Annotated in this window: 24 protein-coding genes and 1 tRNA gene; 21 read left to right on the forward strand and 4 right to left on the reverse strand. The window is 66.0% G+C overall.

Annotation, left to right across the window (positions count from 1 at the left end):
• Positions 1–33: 33 nt before the first annotated feature.
• From asnB to AB0395_RS40870, 7 genes are all read left to right on the forward strand, one after another.
• Positions 34–1,878 (forward strand): asparagine synthase (glutamine-hydrolyzing), encoded by a 1,845-nt coding sequence (asnB, locus tag AB0395_RS40840; protein ID WP_366291288.1) that lies wholly within the window; start codon positions 34–36, stop codon positions 1,876–1,878.
• A 233-nt stretch (positions 1,879–2,111) separates the two neighbouring features.
• Positions 2,112–2,603, forward strand: coding sequence for a PhzA/PhzB family protein (locus AB0395_RS40845; protein ID WP_366291291.1), 492 nt, complete (start codon positions 2,112–2,114; stop codon positions 2,601–2,603).
• Positions 2,604–2,743: 140 nt separating this feature from the next.
• Positions 2,744–3,154: a DUF4186 family protein gene (locus AB0395_RS40850; RefSeq protein ID WP_366291293.1), complete on the forward strand. Its 411-nt coding sequence runs from the start codon at positions 2,744–2,746 to the stop codon at positions 3,152–3,154.
• The gene (locus tag AB0395_RS40855) at positions 3,117–4,166 is read left to right on the forward strand and encodes a methyltransferase (RefSeq protein WP_366291298.1); all 1,050 of its coding nucleotides are present in this window, start codon (positions 3,117–3,119) and stop codon (positions 4,164–4,166) included. Before AB0395_RS40850 ends, AB0395_RS40855 begins: the two co-directional genes overlap by 38 nt.
• 58 nt (positions 4,167–4,224) lie before the next feature.
• A complete protein-coding gene (locus tag AB0395_RS40860) occupies positions 4,225–4,458 on the forward strand; it encodes a hypothetical protein (protein WP_366291300.1) in 234 nt (77 codons plus the stop codon).
• Positions 4,458–6,131, forward strand: coding sequence for an asparaginase domain-containing protein (locus AB0395_RS40865; protein ID WP_366291303.1), 1,674 nt, complete (start codon positions 4,458–4,460; stop codon positions 6,129–6,131). The genes AB0395_RS40860 and AB0395_RS40865 overlap by 1 nt, the downstream gene beginning before the upstream one ends.
• Positions 6,132–6,180: 49 nt before the next feature.
• The gene (locus tag AB0395_RS40870; RefSeq protein WP_366291306.1) at positions 6,181–7,044 is read left to right on the forward strand and encodes a PhzF family phenazine biosynthesis isomerase; all 864 of its coding nucleotides are present in this window, start codon (positions 6,181–6,183) and stop codon (positions 7,042–7,044) included.
• Positions 7,045–7,300: 256 nt separating this feature from the next.
• Here the strand turns inward: AB0395_RS40870 and AB0395_RS40875 are convergent, their stop codons facing one another.
• On the reverse strand, positions 7,301–7,696 hold the full coding sequence (locus tag AB0395_RS40875) for a transposase (RefSeq protein WP_366291309.1): 396 nt from the start codon (positions 7,694–7,696) through the stop codon (positions 7,301–7,303).
• 140 nt (positions 7,697–7,836) lie between these two features.
• On the opposite strand from AB0395_RS40875, the gene AB0395_RS40880 reads away from it, so the two are divergent.
• The 3 genes from AB0395_RS40880 (at position 7,837) to AB0395_RS40890 (ending at position 12,000) form a co-directional block, all read left to right on the forward strand.
• Positions 7,837–8,211 carry a tyrosine-type recombinase/integrase gene (locus tag AB0395_RS40880; RefSeq protein ID WP_366291312.1) on the forward strand — a complete coding sequence of 125 codons (375 nt, stop codon included), beginning with the start codon at positions 7,837–7,839 and terminating at the stop codon, positions 8,209–8,211.
• 330 nt (positions 8,212–8,541) lie between these two features.
• On the forward strand, positions 8,542–9,339 hold the full coding sequence (locus AB0395_RS40885; RefSeq protein WP_366291314.1) for a DUF6461 domain-containing protein: 798 nt from the start codon (positions 8,542–8,544) through the stop codon (positions 9,337–9,339).
• A gap of 705 nt (positions 9,340–10,044) precedes the next feature.
• A complete protein-coding gene (locus AB0395_RS40890; protein WP_366291317.1) occupies positions 10,045–12,000 on the forward strand; it encodes a PQQ-binding-like beta-propeller repeat protein in 1,956 nt (651 codons plus the stop codon).
• A gap of 298 nt (positions 12,001–12,298) precedes the next feature.
• Here the strand turns inward: AB0395_RS40890 and AB0395_RS40895 are convergent, their stop codons facing one another.
• Both AB0395_RS40895 and AB0395_RS40900 read right to left on the reverse strand, forming a co-directional pair.
• Positions 12,299–13,114, reverse strand: coding sequence for an inositol monophosphatase family protein (locus AB0395_RS40895; RefSeq protein WP_366291320.1), 816 nt, complete (start codon positions 13,112–13,114; stop codon positions 12,299–12,301).
• A complete protein-coding gene (locus AB0395_RS40900; RefSeq protein ID WP_366291322.1) occupies positions 13,111–13,980 on the reverse strand; it encodes a DUF5919 domain-containing protein in 870 nt (289 codons plus the stop codon). Before AB0395_RS40900 ends, AB0395_RS40895 begins: the two co-directional genes overlap by 4 nt.
• A 321-nt stretch (positions 13,981–14,301) precedes the next feature.
• Here AB0395_RS40900 and AB0395_RS40905 point away from each other — a divergent pair, with 321 nt between their 5' ends.
• The 10 genes from AB0395_RS40905 to AB0395_RS40950 all read left to right on the forward strand — a co-directional run bounded on the left by AB0395_RS40905 (position 14,302) and on the right by AB0395_RS40950 (position 21,868).
• A complete protein-coding gene (locus tag AB0395_RS40905; protein WP_366291324.1) occupies positions 14,302–14,646 on the forward strand; it encodes a hypothetical protein in 345 nt (114 codons plus the stop codon).
• Positions 14,633–14,980, forward strand: coding sequence for a hypothetical protein (locus AB0395_RS40910; protein ID WP_366291327.1), 348 nt, complete (start codon positions 14,633–14,635; stop codon positions 14,978–14,980). Before AB0395_RS40905 ends, AB0395_RS40910 begins: the two co-directional genes overlap by 14 nt.
• A gap of 190 nt (positions 14,981–15,170) precedes the next feature.
• Positions 15,171–15,908, forward strand: coding sequence for a GntR family transcriptional regulator (locus tag AB0395_RS40915; RefSeq protein ID WP_366291330.1), 738 nt, complete (start codon positions 15,171–15,173; stop codon positions 15,906–15,908).
• Positions 15,909–16,020: 112 nt separating this feature from the next.
• The gene (locus AB0395_RS40920) at positions 16,021–16,503 is read left to right on the forward strand and encodes a plasmid replication, integration and excision activator (protein WP_366291332.1); all 483 of its coding nucleotides are present in this window, start codon (positions 16,021–16,023) and stop codon (positions 16,501–16,503) included.
• Positions 16,500–16,829 carry a hypothetical protein gene (locus AB0395_RS40925; protein WP_366291334.1) on the forward strand — a complete coding sequence of 110 codons (330 nt, stop codon included), beginning with the start codon at positions 16,500–16,502 and terminating at the stop codon, positions 16,827–16,829. The genes AB0395_RS40920 and AB0395_RS40925 overlap by 4 nt, the downstream gene beginning before the upstream one ends.
• 90 nt (positions 16,830–16,919) lie before the next feature.
• On the forward strand, positions 16,920–18,359 hold the full coding sequence (locus tag AB0395_RS40930; protein WP_366291337.1) for an FtsK/SpoIIIE domain-containing protein: 1,440 nt from the start codon (positions 16,920–16,922) through the stop codon (positions 18,357–18,359).
• Positions 18,359–18,541, forward strand: coding sequence for a hypothetical protein (locus tag AB0395_RS40935; protein WP_366291340.1), 183 nt, complete (start codon positions 18,359–18,361; stop codon positions 18,539–18,541). The genes AB0395_RS40930 and AB0395_RS40935 overlap by 1 nt, the downstream gene beginning before the upstream one ends.
• Positions 18,538–20,301 (forward strand): replication initiator, encoded by a 1,764-nt coding sequence (locus AB0395_RS40940; RefSeq protein WP_366291343.1) that lies wholly within the window; start codon positions 18,538–18,540, stop codon positions 20,299–20,301. Before AB0395_RS40935 ends, AB0395_RS40940 begins: the two co-directional genes overlap by 4 nt.
• A complete protein-coding gene (locus AB0395_RS40945) occupies positions 20,298–20,489 on the forward strand; it encodes a helix-turn-helix domain-containing protein (protein ID WP_366291346.1) in 192 nt (63 codons plus the stop codon). Before AB0395_RS40940 ends, AB0395_RS40945 begins: the two co-directional genes overlap by 4 nt.
• Positions 20,486–21,868, forward strand: a complete 1,383-nt coding sequence (locus tag AB0395_RS40950; protein ID WP_366291349.1) for a tyrosine-type recombinase/integrase — start codon at positions 20,486–20,488, stop codon at positions 21,866–21,868. Before AB0395_RS40945 ends, AB0395_RS40950 begins: the two co-directional genes overlap by 4 nt.
• 255 nt (positions 21,869–22,123) lie before the next feature.
• Here AB0395_RS40950 and AB0395_RS40955 read toward each other — a convergent pair.
• Positions 22,124–22,199, reverse strand: a tRNA-Lys gene (locus AB0395_RS40955).
• 155 nt (positions 22,200–22,354) lie between these two features.
• Here AB0395_RS40955 and AB0395_RS40960 point away from each other — a divergent pair.
• Positions 22,355–22,939 carry a 3'-5' exonuclease gene (locus AB0395_RS40960; RefSeq protein ID WP_366291352.1) on the forward strand — a complete coding sequence of 195 codons (585 nt, stop codon included), beginning with the start codon at positions 22,355–22,357 and terminating at the stop codon, positions 22,937–22,939.
• The last annotated feature ends 179 nt before the right edge of the window (positions 22,940–23,118 follow it).

A 23,118-nucleotide genomic window follows, 5' to 3' on the forward strand; every position in this document is an offset into this window, starting at 1 on the left:
AGAGTGCACTCGAAGAGGAAGAAGGCGTATTACATGTGTGGACTTGCGGGCTGGGTCTCCTTCGATCGGGACCTGACTCAGCAGGGCGCGGCGGAGCTGGACGCGATGACTGCGACCATGACCTGCCGGGGACCGGACGCCTGCGGCACCTGGGTTGACCGGCATGCGGCGCTGGGGCATCGCAGGCTGGCGGTCATCGACATTGAGGGCGGCACCCAGCCGATGTCGGTGGACACCGGCGAAGGCGCGGTCACGATCACCTACACCGGTGAGGTCTACAACTTCACCGAGCTCAAGGATGAGCTGCTGCGCCGGGGCCACCGGTTCCGGACCCGCAGCGACACCGAGGTGGTCCTGCACGGCTACCTGGAGTGGGGTGAGGCGGTCGCCGAACGTCTGAACGGCATGTTCGCCTTCGCAATCTGGGACGCCCGGGGCGAAAAGCTGGTGCTGATCCGCGATCGGATGGGTGTCAAGCCGCTCTACTATTACAGCACCGACGACGGGGTGCTGTTCGGCTCAGAGCCGAAGGCGATCCTCGCCAACCCGCTGGCCGACCGCGCCGTCGACCTTGACGGCCTGCGCGCGGTGTTCAGCCTCACCATGCCGCCCGGCAGCGCGCTGTGGTGCGGAATGAACGAAGTGCTCCCGGGCGGCATCGTCACCGTCAACCGGGGTGGCCTGCGCGAGCATCGCTACTGGACCCTGCCGACCCGGCCTCACACCGATGACCAGCAGACCACCATCGCGAACGTGCGTGCGCTGCTTGAGGACATCGTGGGCCGTCAAATGGTCTCCGACGTGCCGCGCTGTACGCTGCTGTCGGGTGGGCTGGACTCCAGTGTGACCACCGCACTGGCCGCCACCAAGCTCGGTGAAGGCGGCGAGAAGGTGCGCAGCTTCGCGGTGGACTTCGTCGGGCGAGAGAACGATTTCGTCGCCGATGAGCTGCGCGGTACGACGGACGCGCCCTACGCACGCGAGGTGGCCTCGCACGTCGGTTCGCAGCATGAGGCCATCGTGCTCGACCATGCCGCCATCGCGGACCCGGAGGTGCGCCGTGCGGTCATCACATCTCGGGACAGTCCGTTCACCTTCGGCGACGTGGACAATTCGCTGTACCTGCTGTTCCGGGCCATCCGCGAGCACTCCACGGTCGCTTTGTCCGGGGAGTCCGCTGACGAGGTGTTCGGCGGGTACCGGTGGTTCTTCCAGCCGGAGATACAGGCGGCCGAGACGTTCCCCTGGATGGCCGTCTTCGTCAGCGGCGCGCGGGCCCAGGTGTCGGACCGGTTCAACGCCGCCATCACCAAGGCCCTTGACCTGTCGACCTTCATCCGTGACCAGTACGCCAGCGCGGTCGACGAGGTCGAGCGGGCCGAGGGTGAAAGCGACCACGAGATGCGGATGCGGGTGATGTGCCACCTGCACCTGACCCGTTTCGTCCGGATGCTTCTGGAGCGCAAGGACCGGATCAGCATGGCCGTCGGGTTGGAGGTCCGCGTCCCCTTCTGCGACCACCGGCTTGTGGAGTATGTCTACAACACCCCGTGGTCGTTGAAGACCTTCGACGGCCGGGAGAAGAGCCTGCTGCGCGCCGCGAGCGCCGACCTGCTGCCCCAGTCGGTACTGAACCGGGTGAAGAGCCCCTACCCGGCTACCCTGGACCCGCACTACACCGGCGCTCTGCTGCAGCAGTGCAGGGACCTGCTCGCCACCGACGACCCGGTGTTCGAGCTGGTCGACCGCAGCTACCTGGAGAACATCACGCAGCAAGGGGCGGACGGGATGCCCATATACGTCCGCAACGGTATGGAACGGGTCCTCGACCTGAGCACCTGGCTGGATATCTACCGTCCCGAGCTTCGCCTAAGCTGACCACCTTTCTCGATGTCGCCCCACGGAACACACGCCGGAGGCGACATTCGCCGACGCAGACCGTCATCGGGGTTGCCGGGCTGGCCGCGCCCGACATCCTGTTCGAGGTCGAAGCGGTCGCCACGCGGTCCTGACACGATCCCGCCGACCGCGCTCTGGGATCTTCACCCGGGCGCGGGTGGTGGCACCCGGCCGCATGATCAGGCACTGGAAACGGTAAGGAGATTCGAAAGTTGTCAGACATCACGATGCAGCCCGAGGGGTTCGACGCAGACGCCGACCTGGGCCGCCGTAACCGTGAGGTTGTCGCGGACTACATGAGCCGCAAAGGCGAGAACCGTTTGACGCGGTATCTGCTATTCGCGCAGGACGGCAGCGCTGGCCTGTACACCACCGACACCGGCGCCCCGGTCATTTCGCAGGGGCACGAGAAACTTAAGGCGCACGGCGAGTGGTCGCTGAGGATGTTCCCTGACTGGGAATGGACGAACGTGGAGATCTTCGACACGCAAGACCCGAACAGGTTCTGGGTCGAGTGCGACGGGGAAGGGCAGATCCTCTATCCGGACTACCCGCCCGGCCACTACAGGAACCACTTCATCCACTCGTTCCTGTTCGAAAACGGAAAGATCAAGCTGCAACGCGAGTTCATGAACCCGTTCCAGCAGCTGCGTGCGCTGGGGATCGAGGTGCCGAAGATCAATCGCGGCGGTATCCCCACCTGAGGCTCGAACGGTTGCCCTTTGTTCACGCTGCCCGCTCTCACACTCCCAGGAGCATCAGATGGGATCTCAGCTCAACCCGTACATCGCCTTCAACTGGATGGTCAACATCAGGCAGCAGTCCTGAGCTACCGAACCCGATAATGGACGAGCTGGATGACAGGCTGGACCGGATCGGGCGGCATCCCTTCCGCGCGAGGTTCCGGCTGTACGGAAGAGATCGCGCGATGGTTGACCTGCGCGGCATCGTCATCGTCCGCAGGCACGCCGAGGATCTGATCGGCAGCAGGCCGGCTCCTGCGGAGCCGTACAACGACGGCCGTCGAACGCCCTACCGGGGGCATCCGGTCTTTGTCGCCCAGCACGCCACCGCGACCTGCTGCCGCACCTGTCTGGAGCGCCGGCACGGCATCCGCGCCGGGCACACGCTCGACGATGACGAGCGGGCCATGTGGTGGAGGCGATCTGCCGGTGGATCACCAAGCAGTACGCCCCCACCAACCGCCGCCGTAACCAGTGGCTGGCGGGCTCAACGTGATGAAACAAGGAGATAAGTTCGTGACAGCCGATGTGCAGGTCATTCGGGACGTGGTCGACATCATCACCGGTGGGTGGAAGGCGCAGGCCCTTTACACGGCGGTCAAGCTTGGACTCCCGGACCAGATCGAGGCCGGGCGGACTAACTGCGCCGAACTCGCCAAAGCGACGGGGGCGAATGAGAAGGGCATCCACCGTCTGATGCGCCTTCTGGTGGCCATGGGTGTTTTCGAGGGTAGTGAGTCGACAGGCTACCGGAGCACCCGTATCAGCGTAGCGCTAGTGGAGGGCCCCCAATCGCAGCGTGATATGTGCCTGCTCTACGGTGAGGAGTTCTACTCCGCCTGGGGGCACGCCCACCACGCCATCAGCACGGCAAGCTCGGGTTTCGAAGCCGCCTATGGCCAGCCGTTGTACGACTATCTCAGCCAGAACCCGGCCCTTGCCCGGCGGTTCGGGCACACCCTGAACGCCGGAAGTATGTTCTTCCACCAGGTACCTGAGGTCTTCGACTTCTCCGGTAAGAAGGTTGTGGACGTGGGCGGAGGGGGCGGGCACCTGCTCGCCACGATCCTCGGCGCCGTATCGGATGCCGTAGGCACGCTGTTCGACCGCGAACACATGACGCCCAAGGCGCGTGAGCACCTGGCCGCCACCGTCGGACTCGACCGTGCGCAGGTGGTCGGGGGTGACATGCTCACCGAAGTCCCAGAGGGTGGGGACGTCTACATCCTCTGTCGGGTACTGGCCGCCCACGACGACGACGCGGTCGTCAGCGTCTTCGAGAACTGCCGCCGCGCCATGGCGGACTCGGAGTCACGGCTGCTGATCCTCGATCGTTTCGTCGAAGACGAGAACCCCACCGTGCTGCCCTCCCTGTGGGACCTGCACCTGCTGGTGACGACAGGCGGCGAGCACCGCACCCTGAACGGGATCACGGCGCTGCTGAACCGGGCTGGCTTGGACATCGAGCGGACCGCCGATCTGCCGATGGAGGCGACCGCCCTGATCGTCGCGCCACGAGGCTAGAGGCCATCAGAACATCGTCGGGAGTAAGTGAGAGGACGGGAGATCCGCGGTGCAGACAATGGCCACCATCGAGGTCTTTGGCTTCGATATCGGTTCTTACCTAGAACGTCTGCGGCAGGCGGGTGTATCGCTGCTGTTGGACGTACGCCGGCGTCGCGGCGTTCGTGGAGCCGAGTACGCCTGGGCGAACGCACGCCGGTTGCAGGACGCCGAGGCCTGCCATCGCTCGCTGATCGCTCAGCGGCTGACCGAGGGATACGACGTCACCTTTGAGCACCTGCGCCCGCTGTGATGGGCGACATTCTTCCGGACGGCGCGCCTCGACCCCGTATCGCGGTGTTCGCCGGGCCGACGGCGACGATCCTGAACACACCGGACCTGGTCACCTCAAACAAGGCGCGCGCACGTCACGGCCTGCCGCTACGGCCTTCTCGTTTCGATGCCCTTCGCGCTCAGCGGCTCGCGGCACCGGTGACGGTATACATCGAGGCGTTCAGTGCCCACCCGCTCGAACGGGACGCAGCCGACTTGTACGCTCCCCCGGACGGCTGGCTCGACTCTGATGGCACCTTCCACAATGAGCGGCCCTCCGGGGATGCCACACCGGTGTATGAAGTCGAACTTCACCCCGACGACGGTCTCTATCCCTTGCCTTATATGGCCAGGCAGGCGGATGGGTCCGCGTGGGACGAAACGGCGGCCACACCGCTGGCTCCACCGGGGGACACCCGGCAGACGTTCTACCCCGATGCCCGCCGCCTGTATGAGGAGATCGAACGGTTCGGCCTCGCCGACCACGGCACCGGCGCCCCGCTCGGGTCGGTCGCCGACTTTGAGTTCTTCCGCGCTGCCCCGTCGGGGGGATACACCACTGGCCCCGATGCCGAGCGGCATGGGCAGGACTTCTTTATCTACTATCCGTACCACCTGCAGAGTGAGCCGGGCCTGACGCACCTCGCCAAGGCGACCAACCAGGTCCAGGCCATCCTGTCCACGGGCGAATACGCGGGCGTCCAATGGCTTGAGGGCAGCCCGACAGTCGAGGAGACCTTGTACTGGCTGGGGCTGATGATCGATACGACGGTGCCGCTCGTCGGGCACGCGGCTCAGCGCCGTCACCAATCCTTGAGCGCCGACGGCGACCGGAACGTTGTAGACGGCGTGAAGTACATCGCCTCCGGCGTCGCCTTGAACGAGCGGGGTGAGGACCGCGTCGGCGCCTGTGTGATCGTCGATGAACTCGTCTACTCGGCCCGGGATGTGACCAAGGTCGACGCCCGTCCGGGTGGTTACGAGGTAACCGGCGGTCACGGGGGAGTGGTCGTGGACCTGGGGGGCTATAGTCCCCCGCAGCTCACCTACCTTCCCGCCCGCAAACACACACACTGCTCGGATCTGCGCCTCACCGTGCTCGGTGAGCAGGTGACCGGCGTTACCGGGGCATTGGAAGAAGGCGTGTCCCCGGTTGACGTTGTGGTCAAGGACTCAAGCGGACTCGTTCCGGCCTCCATGCCGTACGTCACGATCACCAAGTACACCCGGTATGCGGCGACAGGATCTGGCACCGATGGTTCACTCATCACAGACGATGAAGTCGAGATCCTGGCACGGATCAAAGCCAATCTCGCCCAGGCGCCCCTGGCCGGTTTCGTGTGCGAGGGCATGTCGCCGTTCGGGATGGCCGACCCGGTCAGGAACGCGGCCTTGAGCGTCGCCATCTTCGCTGGCATGCCCGTGGTCCGCACCGGACGTGGCAACACCGGAGGCATGGCGTACCGGACCGACCCGACGTTCATCTCCGGTAACAACCTCACGGCCACCAAGGCACGCATGCTTCTCATGGCAGCGCTCCTCAAACTTGGTGCGCTGCCCCCTGCAGCGAATCCGTTCAACCCGACCACTGACGAGCGTGCGGCCACACAGCAGGCGGTTGCTCAATACCAGGCACTGTTCGACACCCACTGACCCGATATCGATCCACCAACACATGCATACAGGAGGCAACGGACAACCTATGGACACCTATGAGTACGCAGTAGCCGACGTTTTCACCGACGTTCCGCTGGAAGGCAACCCGACCGCGGTCTTCCTCGATTCCGCCGGTCTCCCCCCTGAGCGCATGCAGCAGATCGCCCAGGAAATGCACCTGTCGGAGACCGTTTTTGTCCTCCCCGCCGAAGCCGACGGTGATGTACGAGTCCGCATCTTCACCCCCGTGAACGAGTTGCCGTTCGCAGGGCATCCGACCCTGGGCACCGCCATCGTGCTCGGCGAGTTGAACGTGCTGGGTGAACTGCAGGCAGTGGACACGCTGCGGATGGAGACCGCCAAGGGCACCGTGCAGTTCGACCTTGAACGCACCCCAGGCGGCCGGGTCGGCGCGGCTAGCATGTGGCAGCCCATCCCCACATGGGAGCCCTACGAGCAGACCGACGAGCTGCTCGCCGGTCTCGGCCTGGTGGCGTCGACCCTGCCGGTCGAGGTTTACAACAACGGGCCCCGGCACGTATTCGTCGGCCTGGACGGTGTGGCCGCACTGTCGGCCCTGGAGCCGGACCAAAGGGTTCTCGCCAGGCTCCCCGACATGGCCGCCAACTGCTTCGCCGGTTCGGGCTCGCACTGGAGGCTGCGGATGTTCTCGCCCGCCTATGGTGTCGTGGAGGATGCGGCCACCGGATCGGCCGCCGGTTCGCTCGCTGTGCACCTGGCCCGGCACGGCCTGATCGGTTTCGGGGAGTGGATCGAGATCGTGCAAGGTGTCGAGATCGGCCGTCCTTCGACGATGCGGGCCCGAGCCTGTCGGACGCGGGAACGGATCGAGTCGGTCCAGGTGGCGGGGTCCGCCGTCATTGTCGCTCAGGGAACACTGCACGTGTAGTAACAGGGTTTTGTACTGGTGAGCACTGCGAGTGCCGAAAATTCATCCGTCCAGGTCAAGCAGCATGCCGGTACTCCCCGCCCCTTTTAGAGTCGTTCGGAACCTTCGCCCTGCTGGTTAGCAGCCCGACTGTTCAACCCGGTTCGCGATCGCCCACCTGGATGACTCCAACCTAGTTCCCAAACCGGCCCAGATGGCCGCCGACCCAAATCGTCTCATTTGCCGACAAGCGTCTACTGATCTTTAATTCGTGGAGTTACGACGACTTGAGGACCAGGTTGGTCTCGGTCAGGCAGCTGTCGATCAGATGTGGCCGGTACTGGATCTTCTTCAGCCCGCGCTTGATCACACGTACCAGGTGATCCAGACTCACAGGGGCGAGGTTGGCCAGGCCGCCGCGGTTCAGCGGCGACCAGATACCCTCCATCGGATTGAGGTCGGGAGCGTACGACGGCGGCTGAAAGACTCGCAGCCAGTCGGCGTTGCCGGCGATGAAGCGCCGCATGTCCGGGCAGATGTGCCGGTTCAGGTTGTCCCAGACAAGCACGATTGGAGCGCCGGGCTGCACATGGGCCATGACGATCAGGTCCCGGTAGTCGCGCCAGGTGAAACTCTCCGCCTCGCCCTTGCGCCGCCGGTAGGTGCGGGCCACCGGCGGTCTCATCGTCCGGCCGCACTCGTCCTCGAAGCAGACCCAGACGCCCTGTGCCAAGCACGTGGTGATCTGTCCGCGACGGGTCGGGGGATGGACCTTCACCAAGCCCAAGGGCAAGGGGGCGGCGCAAGATCGCCTTGCCGCCCGCTCTGGTCGGGTTGCTCAGGCTCCACCGTGAGGCGCAGGAGGCCGAACGGAAGGCGGCGGGGGACAGGTGGCGGGACGGGGATCTGGTGTGGTGCACGCGCCTGGGCGTTCCGATCGATGCCGGAGACGACTGGGGCGAGTGGAAGGAGATTCTGAACCTCGCCGAGATCGACAAGGACGCCCGGGTGCACGACGCGCGCCACACCGCCGCGACCCTGCTCCTGGAACAGGGAGTTGACCTGAGGGTGGTTCAGGCGGTCCTGGGACACTCCCAGCTCACCACGACCAAGCGCTACACCCACATCACGGAGACGCTGGCGGTGGACGCGGCGGCGCGGATGGGACGGGCATTGTTCGACGGCTGACAGCAACCCAAATGCAACCCTGGGCAGGCTTCCCGATGGCGAAATAGGGAGCCTGCCCAGGTCGCTGGGGTAGGGCGCCTGGGACTCGAACCCAGAACCTACGGATTAAAAGTGGACAGCTTCTTATGGGCCACTTGGCGCTCTGACCTGGTGGTTAGTCGGACTTGCCGGCCGGATGCGCCGGGGCATTCCGTGTATGTTCCGGATCTTTGGATAACGAAGATCTCGGTGACTTGGCCCGCACTCCAGCCTCGTCGCCACGGCCTGTTGAGAGAAGCGCAGGGCCTGGACGGGCAGACAAGGCAGCAAGCCCATCAGTAGTTTCTGATCATGTCCGATGCCGACTTCACGCCCCTCCGCGTCACCTACCGCGCGGGGCTCTCTCGTGACACCTCCCTCCGCATGCGCGAGTGGGCGAAGGAGAAGGGCTACGCCGTCAGCTGGCGTGGCAGCGTCGCACCAGAGATCATCGATGCCTTCCTCGCCGCCCATCCCGAGGTCGATGAGCAGGCGAGGACGTTCGAGATGGTCCACGCCACCGCCAGAACCCCCGGCCCGTCGCCGGAGGACTACGTGTGGGAGGGGAACAGCCAACTCGGGGACATCTACACGATCGTCTTCGTTCGTGGGCTCGACGAGCACGAGGTGCTGCGCTGGCTCGGCGCCGCGGACAAGGACATCCGACTGATCGAAGACGGGGAATACTCCTATCCGGAAGGACCCCAGATCATCACCGTGAGGCGAATCGGGGACTGGACTGTCGCGATCGAGGACTGTGGTTGGCGCGGCGCGCAACAAGAGGCTCTGGGCGCCCTGTCGCGCGACGGCGGAGAGGCTGTGACGGTGCAGCGGCATAGCTACGCCCAGCACCTCGTTGCCTATGCCGTCGACGGCGAACTCGTCACCACCATCAACCCGGGGTTTCCCCTCGACAGGCGGGGCGCAGATCCCGATCGATTCAATCGCCACCTCCGCGAGCTGGGCATCGATCCGGCCGCCGATGACTCCATCGACAACCCCGTCCCGGCGGCCCTGGCCCTCGCTGGCCGAATCACCGGCGTCACGATCAGCCCACAACACCTTCACCGCCCCATCCTTGGCGCCGCCATACCCAGTGCCTCTTTCTGACCCATGGCAGTGTCGGACCGGAAGCGGTGGTGATGCGAGGAGGCGAACTTGTCACATGTGCCCAGGGGTCGTGGCTGGCGAAAAACCCAAGGTCTTCACGCCGACCACGGCCCTTTGGCAGATCAGGCCCTCTTGGCTGTCAAAGGTGGCTGTCACCGCCCTCTCAAAGAAGATCGGTGACCACCGTTTTGGCTGGTAGGGCGCCTGGGACTCGAACCCAGAACCTACGGATTAAAAGATCGCCCTCGGGCCGTTCTGTACGGTTCAATGCAGGTCACAGGGCATGCGTGGTCCATCCTGAACGGCTCTGGACGCCCCTGTATTGCAACCCAAGCTGCAACCCTGTGCCCGGTGGGCTGGGGCTGAGGCACGAAGTCCCGGACCGTCGATCGCCCCCGGCCGTGAGCTGAGATCAGCCATCGCATGGCGATCGTGAGGGTGGTATGTGTCCGATGCTGTGAGGGTAGTTTGAAACGTTCACTTCACGGCGCTTGGGCATTTAGTAATTCCAGGGAGAAGTCACCACAGCCTCAACCCTTGGTGCACCTGCTGGGGCAATCGGATACTGGACATGCAACGGGCAGGTTCATGAGGCGGTGGATGACTATAGGGCTTATGGTGCTATATGGGATGTTCAGCCCCGGTTTCGTAGCGATCTGATCACAGCGCATCACACTCGGAACGTTCGATACCAGAATGAAAGGCATGGGCTGGCGCGGATGGCGGTGGGCAGTCTCCGGACTGGCGATCGGCGCCTCGGTCGTTCTCCTGGGGTTCGCGCTGCGCGCTTGGGATTTGGGGGCAGCGGCCAACATCGCGCAATTACTGTCGCTGCTTCCGATAGCGATCGGAATGATCGGCTGGGCACGCACCAGAGGCGAGGCGGTCAGCACCTCATCGGACGCGCTGGAGGCCCTGGACGAGCTGGTACGGACGATCGAGGAAAAGACCGATCGAATCGAGCAGTCGATGGCCCAGCAGAACAACATCGGCGAAGGGCTGTTGAAAACACGGGATCGGCTGACCCAGGCCACGACCCAACTGACGATCGAGCGGCAGAAACTTCATGACCGACTCGCGGCCAGCCAATCCGTCATAAGCGCCACTGCCGAGGTCGGCAAGGCGGAGCGTGAACGGCTAGAAGCCGAGGTTGCCCGCCTTCGCCGGGACCTTCGAGACACGCAGCAGCGATTGGCGGTGGCGGAACGACTGCGCGGAGAGGCTCAACGGCGGCTGGAGGAATCCGAACGGCAACGCGCCCAAGGTGAACGACTCCTGCGTGAGGCTTATGCCCAGGCAGCTGAGGCGCGGCGTCACCTCGCCGACACCGACGCCCGCCCCGTGCTGGAGAGCGCCTCCCCTGCGAGTTGGGCTTTGCCGGTCATCGCCGACACACAACTGATGGGGGACAACGACCAACAGGCGGTCGAAGAGATCTTTCGCTATGTCGACGACGTCTTCCACCAGGAGGCCGTCACCCTCGACCAGGTTCAAAACGATCTTGCTGTAACCGCTGCCACCGCACATCGACTCACCGACCCTGACGGAGCGGGCAGAGTTGGCGTCTCGGACGACCGGCGCTCGGCGCTCCGTTTACCGAAGCGGCGAGGCTGGAAGGTATTTGCCGGTATAGGCTCGCTGGCCGCCGCTTTTACTCTCGTAGCAATCTATTTAGCTGGACCGCTTCTCACCCCTTCCGAGTGGACCCATAAAACCAACTCATCGATCGATTCGAGTCCGGCGGTGGTGAACGGCGTCGTGTACATCGGCAACAACTATGGCAAGGTGTATGCGCTGGATGCGGCGACCGGCGCTGAACGCTGGACCCGAAAAGTCGGTGATTGGGTCTTTTCGAGTCCGGCGGTGGTGAACGGCGTCGTGTATGTCGGCAGTGGCGATGGCAAGGTGTATGCGCTGGATGCGGCGAACGGCGCCGAACGCTGGACCCACAAAACCGGAAAATTGATTAATTCGAGTCCGGCGGTGGTGAACGGCGTCGTGTACATCGGTGGCGGCGATGGCAAGGTGTATGCGCTGGATGCGGCGACCGGCGTTGAACGCTGGACCCGAAAAGTCGGTGATTGGGTCTTTTCGAGTCCGGCGGTGGTGAACGGCGTCGTGTACATCGGTGGCGGCGATGAAAAGGTGTATGCGCTGGATGCGGCAACCGGCGCTGAACGCTGGACCCACAAAACTGGCGGTGGGGTCCGTTCGAGTCCGACGGTGGTGAACGGCGTCGTGTACATCGGCAGTGACGATGACAAAGTGTATGCGCTGGATGCGGCGACCGGAGCTGAACGCTGGACCCACAAAGTTGGTAATAACAATCAGATCTTTTCGGGTCCGGCGGTGGTGAACGGCGTCGTGTACATCGGCAGTGACGATGACAAAGTGTATGCGCTGGATGCGGCAACCGGCGTTGAACGCTGGACCCACAAAACCGGCGGTGGGGTCTTTTCGAGTCCGGCGGTGGTGAACGGCGTCGTGTATGTCGGCAGTGGCGATGGCAAGGTGTATGCGCTGGATGCGGCGAACGGCGCCGAACGCTGGACCCACAAAACTGGCGGTGGGGTCCGTTCGAGTCCGGCGGTGGTGAACGGCGTCGTGTACATCGGTAGTGACGACGGCAAGGTGTATGCCCTGAATGCGAGGACGGGATGAGCTCAGCCAAGCGTTTAGACGTTGCCCCGTTCTGCTGATAGTTGTATAAGGGCAAAGCAGATGCATTGGTAGTGGACCAGCTGGCTGTGCTGAACAAGTTATTGGGGCGGCGGCGCGGCCCCGGTGCGGCGGCCGGTGGTCGAGTACGGCGCGCGGGCGATGCGGCGGGCGGCCTGCAGTCCCGCCGCCGGCCGAGACCGGCGCCCACGCCGCACGCTCGGGCGGCGTTCGGGCGGCGGGCCGTGCGGCGGCGCGCCGCGCCGCCGCGCTTGATACCCCACAAGAACAATTCGGCAGACTACGCGCTACGTCTGGCGTCCTTGTCCGCCTCGGCGATGAGCTCGACCAGGTCAGCGAGGATTTTGGGGCTGGCAGCGATGGTGGCGTGGGCGTTCATGGTGTGCGGGCTGCCGTCCAGGTCGACCACGGTCGCCCCGGCTTCGCGGGCGATGAGGACGCCTGCGGCGGTGTCCCATGGCTTGTTGCTGAGCATGATGTTGGCGTCGAGCTTGCCTTCGGCCACCCAGGCCAGATCGACCGCGGCTGAGCCGAACATCCGGACCCGTTGCACGCGGGCGGCCAGTTGGTGGGTGAGGGCCAGGCGCAGGCGGTTCTTCTCGGCAGCGTCGTCGCCCACGGCGTAGTCGCCGATGGCCACGACCGCGGCGCTGAGATCGCCGGTCTGGCTGGTGCGGATCTCCTGGCCGTTGCGCTGTGCCCCGTGGCCTTCGGCCGCGCTGTAGCGGGCGCCGAGGAAGGGCAGGTCGATGACGCCCAGGCAGGGTAGGTCCCTGTCGATCAAGCCCAGGGAGACACCGCACAGCGGGATGTCGTGCAGGAAGTTGGCGGTCCCGTCGATCGGGTCGAGCGCCCACATCAGACCGCCCCTGACATCGGCCGGGCCGCCCTCCTCCTCGCCCAGAAAGGCGACCTCTGGTGTTTCCCGGCTGAGGAAGTCTCGTACGGCGTGCTCCACGGCGTAGTCCACCTCGGTGGCCATGTCACGGTCGCCCTTGGCGGTGACGGCCCCGGGCAGGTGAGTTTTGACGATCTCGGCGGCGATGGAGATGGCCTGCTCGGCGATCGGCAGGAACGCGCGGGTGTCGATGGTCATACGGGGCGGCTCCGCTCCCACATCGAGGTGAACACCTGGTCGAAGACGGGGAACAGCCCGTCGGCGGCGGTGTTGTCGTTGATCACGATGGTAGGGGAGTCGACCCCGCGCGCTTGCGGCAGGTAGGGCTGGACCACGCAGGTGGCCCCGTCCACGATGAGGAGGTTGAAGCGGATCGTCTCGTCATAGACACGTAGTTCGAGCAGTTCGGCGGCCTCGGGGGCGAGCCGGGCCGCAAGGCGGGTCAGCATGCTGATGTTGAGGGTGGTCAGCGTGACGAGGGTGCCGTCTTCGTAGCCCTCCTCGTCTTCACGGGCGCGGATCGCGGTGCCTTTGGGGTCGAGGAACAGGCATCGGATGCGGGTGCCGTTCTCCAGCAGTCTTTTGAGCCGGTGGTCGGGGTAGCTCTGGCAGAGCACGTTGAGCGACAGACCGGCGGCGTTGATCTCCTTAGCGGTGTCGAACAGGACCGAGGGCGGGTAGGCGGAGGCGAACGCGGAGCGGCTGCTGAACACGGCAGTCACGTCGGCCATCTGGGGTGTGCTGCCGGGCTCGGCGACGGGCTCGGCGTTCCTCGGTGGCTCGATGCTGCCCCTCGGTGGCGGCTGGTGACCGTTCGGGGAGAACAGCTCTTCGGCGGTCCGGCCGGGGAACATCTTCTCCAGGACCCGGCAGTGGTCGGAGTACGGCAGGCCTTTGAGTTCGCCGGAAAGCCAGCGGTGAAGTTGTGCCCGGCTCGGCCATTTCCCCTGCAATGTTGAATCCACCAGCTTGGCTGCTTTGTCGTATTCCTTGCAGAAGGTCTTGTATGTCTGCCAGTGGCGTTGCTGCAAAAGCGTTTTCAACAGGATCTGCTGGTCAGCCACGGCCGCGCCTTAATCCGGAGGGGACTCGTAGAGGCAGGTTATCGATGAATGCGAAGCGAGAGGAGACATGGACGAGACAAAGCGAAACGTCATGATCGCAGATGACACATGGAGGCGGTCGAGACGTGACGCGGTGCTGGGAAATCCTCGGAGCATGTCAGGGCGGTGCGGTTCATGTGAGGGGCGGGGCTGGAAGTACATCAGTCCCCGGCGCGGGTTGCTGGCCGGAATCGGTGAAGGCAGGTCGTCTGTCCGGGTCAAGGGCGACTGTTCGGCATGCTGGGGCCTGCGTGCCCTGAAGAGCGATCAAGGGGCGAGGAGATGAACGGTATGGAGGGTCTCAGGGGCGTATCCGCGCTGGATGTGGCCGAATCACTACAGGTCGCGTTGGCGAACCGGGGAATCAGGGCCGACGTCAACGGCGATTACGGGCTGGCGGTGGTGTCGGTCTGGGCGGGACTGACCGTCTGGTGTAACGGCAACCTCTTCTGGTGGAACGTCGGCCAGAGCCCCGCGACCCGCAACCCGGTCTACGCCCAGCAACCGGCGGTGGAACTCGAACAGGCCACCCGGCGAGTCATTCGCCGCTATGTCGACCTTCGCCAGCGACAGACCAATACTCCGACGTCCTCGACCTCTCCGCAGGTCGATCATGGGCCGCGCTGATCCGGAAGCGCTGACGGACGCGAGGCCTGTCGAGGTCCGGCACGCCTGGGAGCTGCGGGTAGGTGACTGGCTCGCCTTCGAGTACGGCTCCGCGACGGCTCCGTGGGCAAGCGAGATGCTGCCCGTTCTGGCTGAGAGCGACGAGCCGACGGCCCCGCCACTGGGGTGGACGTGGGGCTTGGTTACCGAGATGGGTGACGCGCTGCGGCGCACCTTCCCCGTGGTGGCCGACAGGTGGACGGTGTGGGTGCTGTGTGAGTTCGGCGATCAGTCGTCGATCATCACCGGCATTCCACACGAGGTCATGATCGTGACCCGGCGTTCCGCCTCCTAAAGACGAGTGCGGCGGTGAGATGGTGGGGCATCTGGAGGGGTGGCCTTGCCCGTGCGGTTGAGAGGACTGGCGCAGGGAGTCCTGAGACTGGCGCTCACCGCCGCACTCTTTGCTCATGTGGGGAGATCGGCTAGGCAAGCCGCTCCCCCGGCCCTATGCTGACGATAAGTCGAGCAGTTGGGTTGTTGTCATGTCTCTGTCTGATGAGGAATACGCACCGCCGAAGTACGCCCAGATCGTCACGGCGATCCGGCGTAAGATCGCCGACGGCACCTATCCGCCTGGTTCGCAGTTGCCTTCGGAGTCGCAGCTCGTCCGTGAGTTCGCGGTCAGCCGTCCCACGGTGGTGCGGGCGCTTCAGACATTGCAGCTGCGCGGGATCATCGACCGCGAGCATGGCAGGGGCTCGTATGTGAAGACCCCGCCGCCCGGCGCCATGCAGGAGTCTTCCCGGCCGGGCCGCGCCGTACTGGACCATGTGGAGGCGTCCGAGGGCGGGACGGTCATCGAGGCGGGGGCGCGACCGGCGCCGGGCAACGTGGCCGGGATGTTCTCCTTCCCTGAGCACACGCCGGTCACGATGCGGCGGGTGCTGCTCAGTGAGGCCGACGAGCCGTGCGAGCTGGTGACGTTCTGGTCTCCGATCGAGCTGGCCGAAGGCACGGACCTGGGGCGCGAGACGCCGTTGACGGTGAGTGTGCGCCAGCATCTGCACAGCGTGAAGGGGCTGCGGCTGGATCGGGTGGTGGAGCGTCTGGCCGCTCGTCATCCTCTGTCGCACGAGATCAAGACGCTGGGGCTGGGCAGGTCCGCGGCCGTGCTGGGGGTGTCGGCGCGGGTGTTCGACGCTTCGGGGCAGCTGGCACTGGTGGTCGAGATCGCGCTTCCCGGGGCGCTGCATGAGCTTGAGGACTCCTACGCGCTGTGATGTGACCTAAGTCACATCGATTCTCGGAAACTTGTGTTGTCGAGTTGCCGTTGTCTGGGTACTGTCTAACTCGACAGTACGAGTTAGCGACTTTACGACAGGAGGAACGACCATGGCTATCCAGGGCCCGATCGCGATCGGTTTCGAGCAGGTCTTCCCGCACGGCTGCTACCTGGTCGGTGAGGTGCAGCAGGTCAAGGACTTCGACGCTTCCACCAACGGCCGTACGGTCTACGCCAAGGACAAGACCACCGGCCTGCCCGTCTGGCAGGTCTCCGTGGTCGACGCCGACCCCGAGGCCAAGGCCTCCCAGAAGTCGGTCACCGTCAAGATCCTCACCGAGGTCCAGCCGGTTCCCCCGCCCCCGCTGCCCGGCCTGCCCTTCACCCCGGTCGAGTTCGACGGCATGAGCGTCACGCCCTACGTCGGCCAGGACACCGGACGCCTGGCCTACTCGCTGCGGGCGCGGGCGATGCGCGCTCCCCACACCGCTACGACCAGCACCCCCATCAAGCCCACCGCCCCGGCGTCGGCCTCGGCCAAGAACGCCACCACCAACACCGCAACCACGACCGGCAAGGAGATCGCAGCATGACCACCCGCGACTACCAGCCCTACACCTACGTCACCGCCTCCATCCACGACGGCAACACCCAGCTCGAGGTGTCCTTCCACACCGCCGAACTGTCGGTCATGGCACTGACCGTCCAGGGCATCCGCCCCTACCTGTGCGTCGGCAGCGCCGAAGGCCAGCTGTCCATCTCCACCACCGGCGGCGGACCGGTCACCTCCGCCGACCTGGACCTGGCCCGCCAGATCGCCACCGCCGCCACGCGGTACCGGGACGAGTGCGAGCGGCTCTACGCCGTCCAAGCCATCGTTCCGGCCCCCTCACCCAACCGGGACGACGACCCGGCCTGAGCAACGTAAGCGGGGCCGCTGGAAGTTGCAGCTCCCGGCGGCCCCTCGGTTCTCCCCAGACACGCAATCAAGGAAGAGGTCTCCAGCCTAATGTTCAAAAAACTGCCCGGCGACGAGGCACAGCGCCTCGTCTCCACCACTCCCGACACCGCCGTGGTCTTCCGCCCGGCCGTGGTCCGCACCCCGGTCATGGCCACCCTGCTCGTCTACGCCTGGCGTGCAGTCGCCGCACTCGTGCGCCTGGTCTGGCGGCACCCGATCGCCTCGGCCGTCGTTGCCGTCCCCGGCGTGATCTGGACCGTCTACGGCTGGCCGTACGGCCTCAGCGCCGTCGCCCTGCTGCTGGCCGTCCCCGCGCTGTGGGCACTGGTGCACCGTGCCTCGTTCCTGCACCTGGTCGGCTGGCGGCTGCTGGCCTTCTGCCGCCTGCTGTGGGTCTATCGGAGGCACTGGCACGCGGTGATGACCATCTCCGGATTAGCGCGTCACGTGAGCGGGCGCGACTACCTGCCCTGCCTGCTCGGCGTGGTGTGCACCTCGTGGGCCGACCTGGTCACCGTCAAGATCCTCACTGGGCAGGCCGTCACCGACTGGGCCGACCGCATCGAGCAACTCGCTCACGGGTTCGGCGCCGCCTCCTGCCGGGTTACTGTCACTCGATCCGGTCGGCTGCTGCTGACCTTCCCTCGGCGTGATCCGCTGGCCGTGCCGCTGCCCGCGCTGCCGATCCCGGCCGTGGTGTCGGTGGGGCCTGTGGAGATCGGCCGGTGCGAGGACGGCACCCCGTGGCGGCTCAAGATCCACGGCACCCATGTCCTGGTCGCGGGCGCCACCGGGGCGGGCAAGGGGTCGGTGATCTGGTCGACGATCCGCGGGCTGCTACCCGCCGTACAGACCGGGCTGGCGGAGATCTGGGCGCTGGACCCCAAGCTGATGGAACTGTCCTTCGGCCGCGACCTGTTCGGCGACCACTACGCCGCCTCTCCGGAAGCCTGCGTCGCCCTGCTCGAAGCCGCGGTGAAGGTCATGCAGGAACGCGCGGGACGGTTCGCCGGGGTCCGCCGCAACCACGTTCCCACCGTGGAGGATCCGTTCGTGCTGGTGGTTGTGGACGAGGTGGCGTTCCTGACCGCCTACCAGCCCGACAAGGGCCTTCGGGTACGCACCATCGCCGCCCTGGCGACTCTGACGACTCAGGGGCGGGCGGTCGGGGTCGGAGTCCTGGCCGCGCTCCAGGACCCACGCAAGGACGTGCTGACCATCCGCAACCTGTTCCCCGACAAGATCGCCCTCCGCCTCGACGAGTCCGAACAGGTCGACATGATCCTCGGCGACGGAGTCCGGGATCGGGGCGCCCTGGCCGATCACATCTCCCCGGTTCCCGAACAGGGCGCGGGCGTCGCCTACGTGCGGCTGGAGACCTCGCCGGATCCGATCCGCGCCCGCGCTACCTACGTCTCCGACGATGACATCCGGAACATGGTCGCCGTGTTCGGCGCCGACACGCTGCCGTTGCCGGAGGTGGCCTGATGCGAATCGTCTTCCACGGCTCCTGGACCGAGCTGAGCGCCTGCGGGCTGCTCGACCTGAACGACGCCCCGATCCCGCCGCGCCTGGTGCTGGTCAACCTCCAGCTCTGCAAAGACCCCTACGGCGACGCCTACCGGCTGCACGCCGACGTCCTCGACCCACATTGGAAGGAGGTCAGGTGACACACACCATCCACCCGTCCGCCCCCACACCCCCCAACGGAGCCGACCGCACCCTTCCCCGCACCGTCCGTGACACCCTGCCCCTGGCCCTCGACGTCGCCGTCGAAGTCGCCAAACTCAACGGCGTCTGCATCCGCCCCATCGAACTCCGCCGCTTCGACACCCACACCGGCACCAGCGAACCCTTCGACATCCCCTGCGGCACCACCAACGAGACCAAGTGCCCGCCCTGCGCCCAGCGCAACAAGCAACTGCGCAAGGCCCAGTGCCGCGAGGGCTGGCACCTGGAAAGCGAGCCCGTGGCCGAGCCGCAGCCCAGCACCGCCGATCAGCGCTGGCTGATCGAGTTCCGCGCCGACGTGCAGGCCAAGCGCGATGCCGCCGAGCGCAATGGCGAAGACGTGGCCGACTGGGACGAGGCGATCGCGGGCATCGACGCCGAGATCAACGCCGCCGGAATGCGCGGCACCGTCACCGGCGGCCGAACCTCTCCCCGCCGCTCCCGCTCCACACGCCGTCGACAGGACGCTCCAGATCTGCCCAAGCGGGCCCGGCAGAACACGACCCTCGGGCGGACCTTCGTCACCCCGGACGGGAAGGTGCTCCGGCCCTCGCTGTTCGTCACCCTCACCCTGCCCTCCTACGGCAAGATCCGTCCCGGCCAGGGCATCCCGGCCGACCCGGCCACCTACGACTACGCGACAGCGGCCCGCGACGCCCTGCACTTCTCCAAGCTCGTCGACCGGTTCGTGCAGAACCTGCGCCGAGTGGCGGGCTACGACGTGCAGTACTTCGCCACCGTGGAACCCCAGAAGCGCTTTGCACCACACCTGCACATGGCAATTCGCGGAACGCTGCCGCGTGCGGAGATCAAGGCCATCGCCGCAGCCACCTACCACCAGGTGTGGTGGCCCTCTGTCGACGAAGTCCGCTTCGAAGGCGAGCACATGCCGGTCTGGGCCGAGCGGGATGAGCAGGCCGAGCCGTACCCGGACGGACAGAGCGGCGACTACCTCGATCCCGCCACGGGTGAGCTGCTCGCTACCTGGGATGAGGCGCTTAACCGGCTCGACGCTGACGAGGCGGCCGAACCCCTGCACGTAGTCCGCTTCGGCGCCCAAGTCGACGTGCAGGGGCTCCTGGCCGGATCGCCGGACGCCCACAAGCGGATCGGCTACCTGACCAAGTACCTCACCAAGAGCCTGGGCGACCCCCTCGACCTTGACCCCGACGAGGACGAGCAGGAAGAGGAGGCCGGTCCGGCTCGTGCGGCGATCAACCAGGCCCGCCGGGACCACGCCACTCGCCTGATCGAGGCGCTGCGCTACGAACCGTGCTCGCCTGCCTGCGCCAACTGGCTGCGGTACGGCATTCAGCCCAAGGGAGCCAAGGCGGGCATGATGCCGGGCCGGTGCCGCTCCAAGGCCCACAAGGCCGAACACCTCGGCTACGCCGGACGCCGCGTCCTGGTCTCCCGCAAGTGGTCCAACAAGACCCTCCGCGACCACAAGCAAGACCGTCGCGCCTGGGTCCTCGACATGCTCGGCCTACCTGACGACGCCGAGACCGACTCGCACCGCTACGTCTGGCGGCCTGTCTCGGCCAAGGACCCGACCCGGACTCCGCTGCCGGTGCGACTGCTGCGCGGAGTGGCCAACCGGCACCGCACCAGAGCCCAACTCGACGAACTACGGGCGAGAGCAGACGGCAGACCCCTCATAGATCTTTCGGCAACTGCGGCACTGGGGGAGGCGGCGTGAAGAAGAAGGACGAGTTGATGACCGTTCCCGAGATCCTCGACGAGTTGCGCGGTGTCTCCGAGCGAACGCTGTACCGCTGGCGCGAGATCGGGAAGTTCCCCGCCGGGTTCCGGCTGCCCAACGGCAAGCTCCGTCTCTACCGCAGCGAGTTCGAGGCCTGGCTGGAGACCCGGAGGGAAGCGGCGTGAGTACCTCCTACAAGGTCAAGTTCTGGGGCATCCGCACCAACACCAGGTCCGATGGTGCGGGCAAGAAGCCGCGTGTCGTCTCCCACACCGTCCGCTGGACCGTGGCCAACCGGGAGAAGTCCTCGACCTTCAAGACCAAGGGACTCGCCGAGAGCTACCTGTCGGATCTACGCCAGGCGGCCAAGAATGGCGAAGCATTTGACCTGGAGACCGGCCTTCCAGTGTCGATGGTCAAGGCCAAGGAGGCACGCACCTGGTACTCCCTGGCCGTCGCCTACGTCCACGCCTGGTGGCCGCACGCGGCGGCCAAGACCCGCGAGGGCATGACCGACACCCTCGCCTACATCACCCCTGTCCTCGTCAGTGACGTGCCCGGCCGTCCCGACGACGAGGACATCAGGCGGGCACTGCTGGAGTATTCCTTCGTCCCCGAGGACCGTCGCCCGGCCACCTCGCCGAAGGTTCTCAAGGTCGTGCGGTGGCTGGAGGCGGCCTCGTTGCCCCTGAGCGCTCTGGAGGACCTCAAGCACACGCGGGCGGCCCTGGAGACCATCTCCCTGCGCCTGGACGGCAAGGCGGCTGCCGCCTCGACCTACCGGCGTAAGCGGGCGGTTTTCCATCATGTGCTGGAGTACGCGGTGGAGCTGGGGGAGTTGTCCGGCAATCCGATCCATAAGGTGAAGTTCCGCAAGGTCAAGACCGGTGGCGAGATCGACCGGCGGGCGGTGGTCAACCCGGCCCAGGCGCGCGAGTTGCTCACCGCGGTGACTTATGCGGGCCGTACCCGGGGGCAGATGATGGCGGCCATGTTCGCCTGCATGTACTTCGCCGGGCTTCGCCCCGCAGAGGCGGCCGGGCTGCGCAAGGCGGACTGCGAGCTTCCCGCGGCAGGGTGGGGCGTGCTCACACTGGAAAAGACCCGGCCGGAGAGCAACAGGCGCTACACCGACTCGGGGAAGTCCAACGACGAACGGGGCCTCAAGCACCGCGACGACAGGGCGACACGGTGGGTGCCGATCCCTCCGGAGCTGGTGGCCATCCTGCGCGATCACATCGACAGGCATGGCGTCGCCGAAGACGGCAGGCTGTTCCGCACCCGGACCGGCCAGACCTTCCCTGGTTCCACAGTCTCGATGGTCTGGAAGCAGGCTCGCGCCTACGCCTTCACGCCCGACCAGGTCGCCTCACCCCTCGCGCGTCGGCCGTACGATCTGCGGCATGCGGCGGTCTCCCTCTGGCTGAACGCCGGGGTACACGCGCCGGAGGTGGCCGAGCGGGCCGGGCACGGGGTGGACGTGCTGCTCAAGGTCTACGCCCGGTGCATCGACGGGCAGCATGAGACGGCGAACAAGCGGATCTTGGAAGCGCTCACGACGTGACGTTCCCGACAGCTCAGCACGCAGGGCCCCGGGCATTCCTCGGGATCCTTCGTCGTGTCGGCCCAGGAGTCCCCGGAATCGTTCCGCGCGCCTCCGGAACTCCCGGCGCCACCTGGGAAAACGTCGCCGACTCCATTCCGCGTATGTTCCGCGAACAGTGGCACAGGGCTGCGTTCGACTGCGTCCGGCTGCATGTGCCGAGAAAGATCGACAGGAACAAAGGCCCAGCTCAAGGCCTTGTTTCCTGGTCGGGAGTGGTAGGGCGCCTGGGACTCGAACCCAGAACCTACGGATTAAAAGTCCGCAGCTCTAACCATTGAGCTAACGCCCCGCTGGAGACAGCGTACCGAGGATAGTGTCCACTAACGTCCGTCGCCAGGCCCGAGGGGGGCTGTCTGTTGGCCGAATCGTGTGTGGACGGGGGAGATGGATCATACAGTGGCACTCATGACGAGCTCGGGGTTTGAGCCCGCCGGGGGTGTTCGCGTGTCCTCGCGGCAAGGGTATGTCGTGGTGGATGTGGAGACCACAGGGTTTTCGCCGGCGAAGGGGGACCAGATCTGTGAGATCGCTCTCGTCTCCCTGGACGCGGAGGGTGCGACCGTCGACGAGTGGCACTCGCTGATCAATCCGCGACGCGCGACCGGGGCCGTGCACGTCCACGGGATCACCGACGCGATGGTCGCGAGGGCTCCCGTGATCGAGGAGGTGCTCGACGATATCTGGCGGCGGATTGCCGGGCGTGTCCTGGTGGCGCATAACACCTCCTTCGACCTCCGGTTTCTCAGGGTGCTGCCCGAAAGCCACTGGGTGACCGAGACCCTGTGCACGCAGAAACTCGCTCCTGACTTCATCCCCGAGGGAAAGTGGACTCTCGCCGCTTGCTGTGAGCGGGCGGGCATACCGCTCTCCGGCGCTCACGCCGCGCTGGCCGACGCGCGGGCCGCGGCTGAGCTGTTCCGCTCCTATCTGCGCCGGGGCGTCTCCTGGGAGGGAGAGCTCGGCAGGGCGGCGCAGGCTCCTGAATGGCGCCCCAGCGGCAGGCCTCAGCGGCCCGGGCTTCAGCGGTAGCGGGCGCGTGCGGGAACAGGCCTCAACGGGGTTCGCGTCTCGGTGAGAGCGGGCGGCGGCGCCTGGATCTCGGACTCTGCCGCCTCCACGCGTCACGACGTTCCCTCGGAATCCGAGCGCGGGGGGGGGTGTGGAGGGGGGGGCCCCGGGGGGGGGGGGCGGGCCCGGTGGGGGGGGGA

The organism is Streptosporangium sp. NPDC051023 (assembly GCF_040689595.1).
Taxonomy (GTDB): domain Bacteria; phylum Actinomycetota; class Actinomycetes; order Streptosporangiales; family Streptosporangiaceae; genus Streptosporangium.

Excerpts from the sequence above, each read along its gene's own strand:
- AB0395_RS40910 (WP_366291327.1), top strand. The coding sequence starts at position 14,633 with ATGGGCCGCGCTGATCCGGAAGCGCTGACGGACGCGAGGCCTGTCGAG.
- AB0395_RS40870 (WP_366291306.1), top strand. The coding sequence starts at position 6,181 with ATGGACACCTATGAGTACGCAGTAGCCGACGTTTTCACCGACGTTCCG.
- AB0395_RS40850 (WP_366291293.1), top strand. The coding sequence starts at position 2,744 with ATGGACGAGCTGGATGACAGGCTGGACCGGATCGGGCGGCATCCCTTC.
- AB0395_RS40920 (WP_366291332.1), top strand. The coding sequence starts at position 16,021 with ATGGCTATCCAGGGCCCGATCGCGATCGGTTTCGAGCAGGTCTTCCCG.
- AB0395_RS40925 (WP_366291334.1), top strand. The coding sequence starts at position 16,500 with ATGACCACCCGCGACTACCAGCCCTACACCTACGTCACCGCCTCCATC.
- AB0395_RS40930 (WP_366291337.1), top strand. The coding sequence starts at position 16,920 with ATGTTCAAAAAACTGCCCGGCGACGAGGCACAGCGCCTCGTCTCCACC.
- asnB (WP_366291288.1), top strand. The coding sequence starts at position 34 with ATGTGTGGACTTGCGGGCTGGGTCTCCTTCGATCGGGACCTGACTCAG.
- AB0395_RS40890 (WP_366291317.1), top strand. The coding sequence starts at position 10,045 with ATGGGCTGGCGCGGATGGCGGTGGGCAGTCTCCGGACTGGCGATCGGC.
- AB0395_RS40860 (WP_366291300.1), top strand. The coding sequence starts at position 4,225 with ATGGCCACCATCGAGGTCTTTGGCTTCGATATCGGTTCTTACCTAGAA.
- AB0395_RS40895 (WP_366291320.1), bottom strand. The coding sequence starts at position 13,114 with ATGACCATCGACACCCGCGCGTTCCTGCCGATCGCCGAGCAGGCCATC.
- AB0395_RS40905 (WP_366291324.1), top strand. The coding sequence starts at position 14,302 with ATGAACGGTATGGAGGGTCTCAGGGGCGTATCCGCGCTGGATGTGGCC.
- AB0395_RS40935 (WP_366291340.1), top strand. The coding sequence starts at position 18,359 with ATGCGAATCGTCTTCCACGGCTCCTGGACCGAGCTGAGCGCCTGCGGG.
- AB0395_RS40915 (WP_366291330.1), top strand. The coding sequence starts at position 15,171 with ATGTCTCTGTCTGATGAGGAATACGCACCGCCGAAGTACGCCCAGATC.
- AB0395_RS40865 (WP_366291303.1), top strand. The coding sequence starts at position 4,458 with ATGGGCGACATTCTTCCGGACGGCGCGCCTCGACCCCGTATCGCGGTG.
- AB0395_RS40885 (WP_366291314.1), top strand. The coding sequence starts at position 8,542 with ATGTCCGATGCCGACTTCACGCCCCTCCGCGTCACCTACCGCGCGGGG.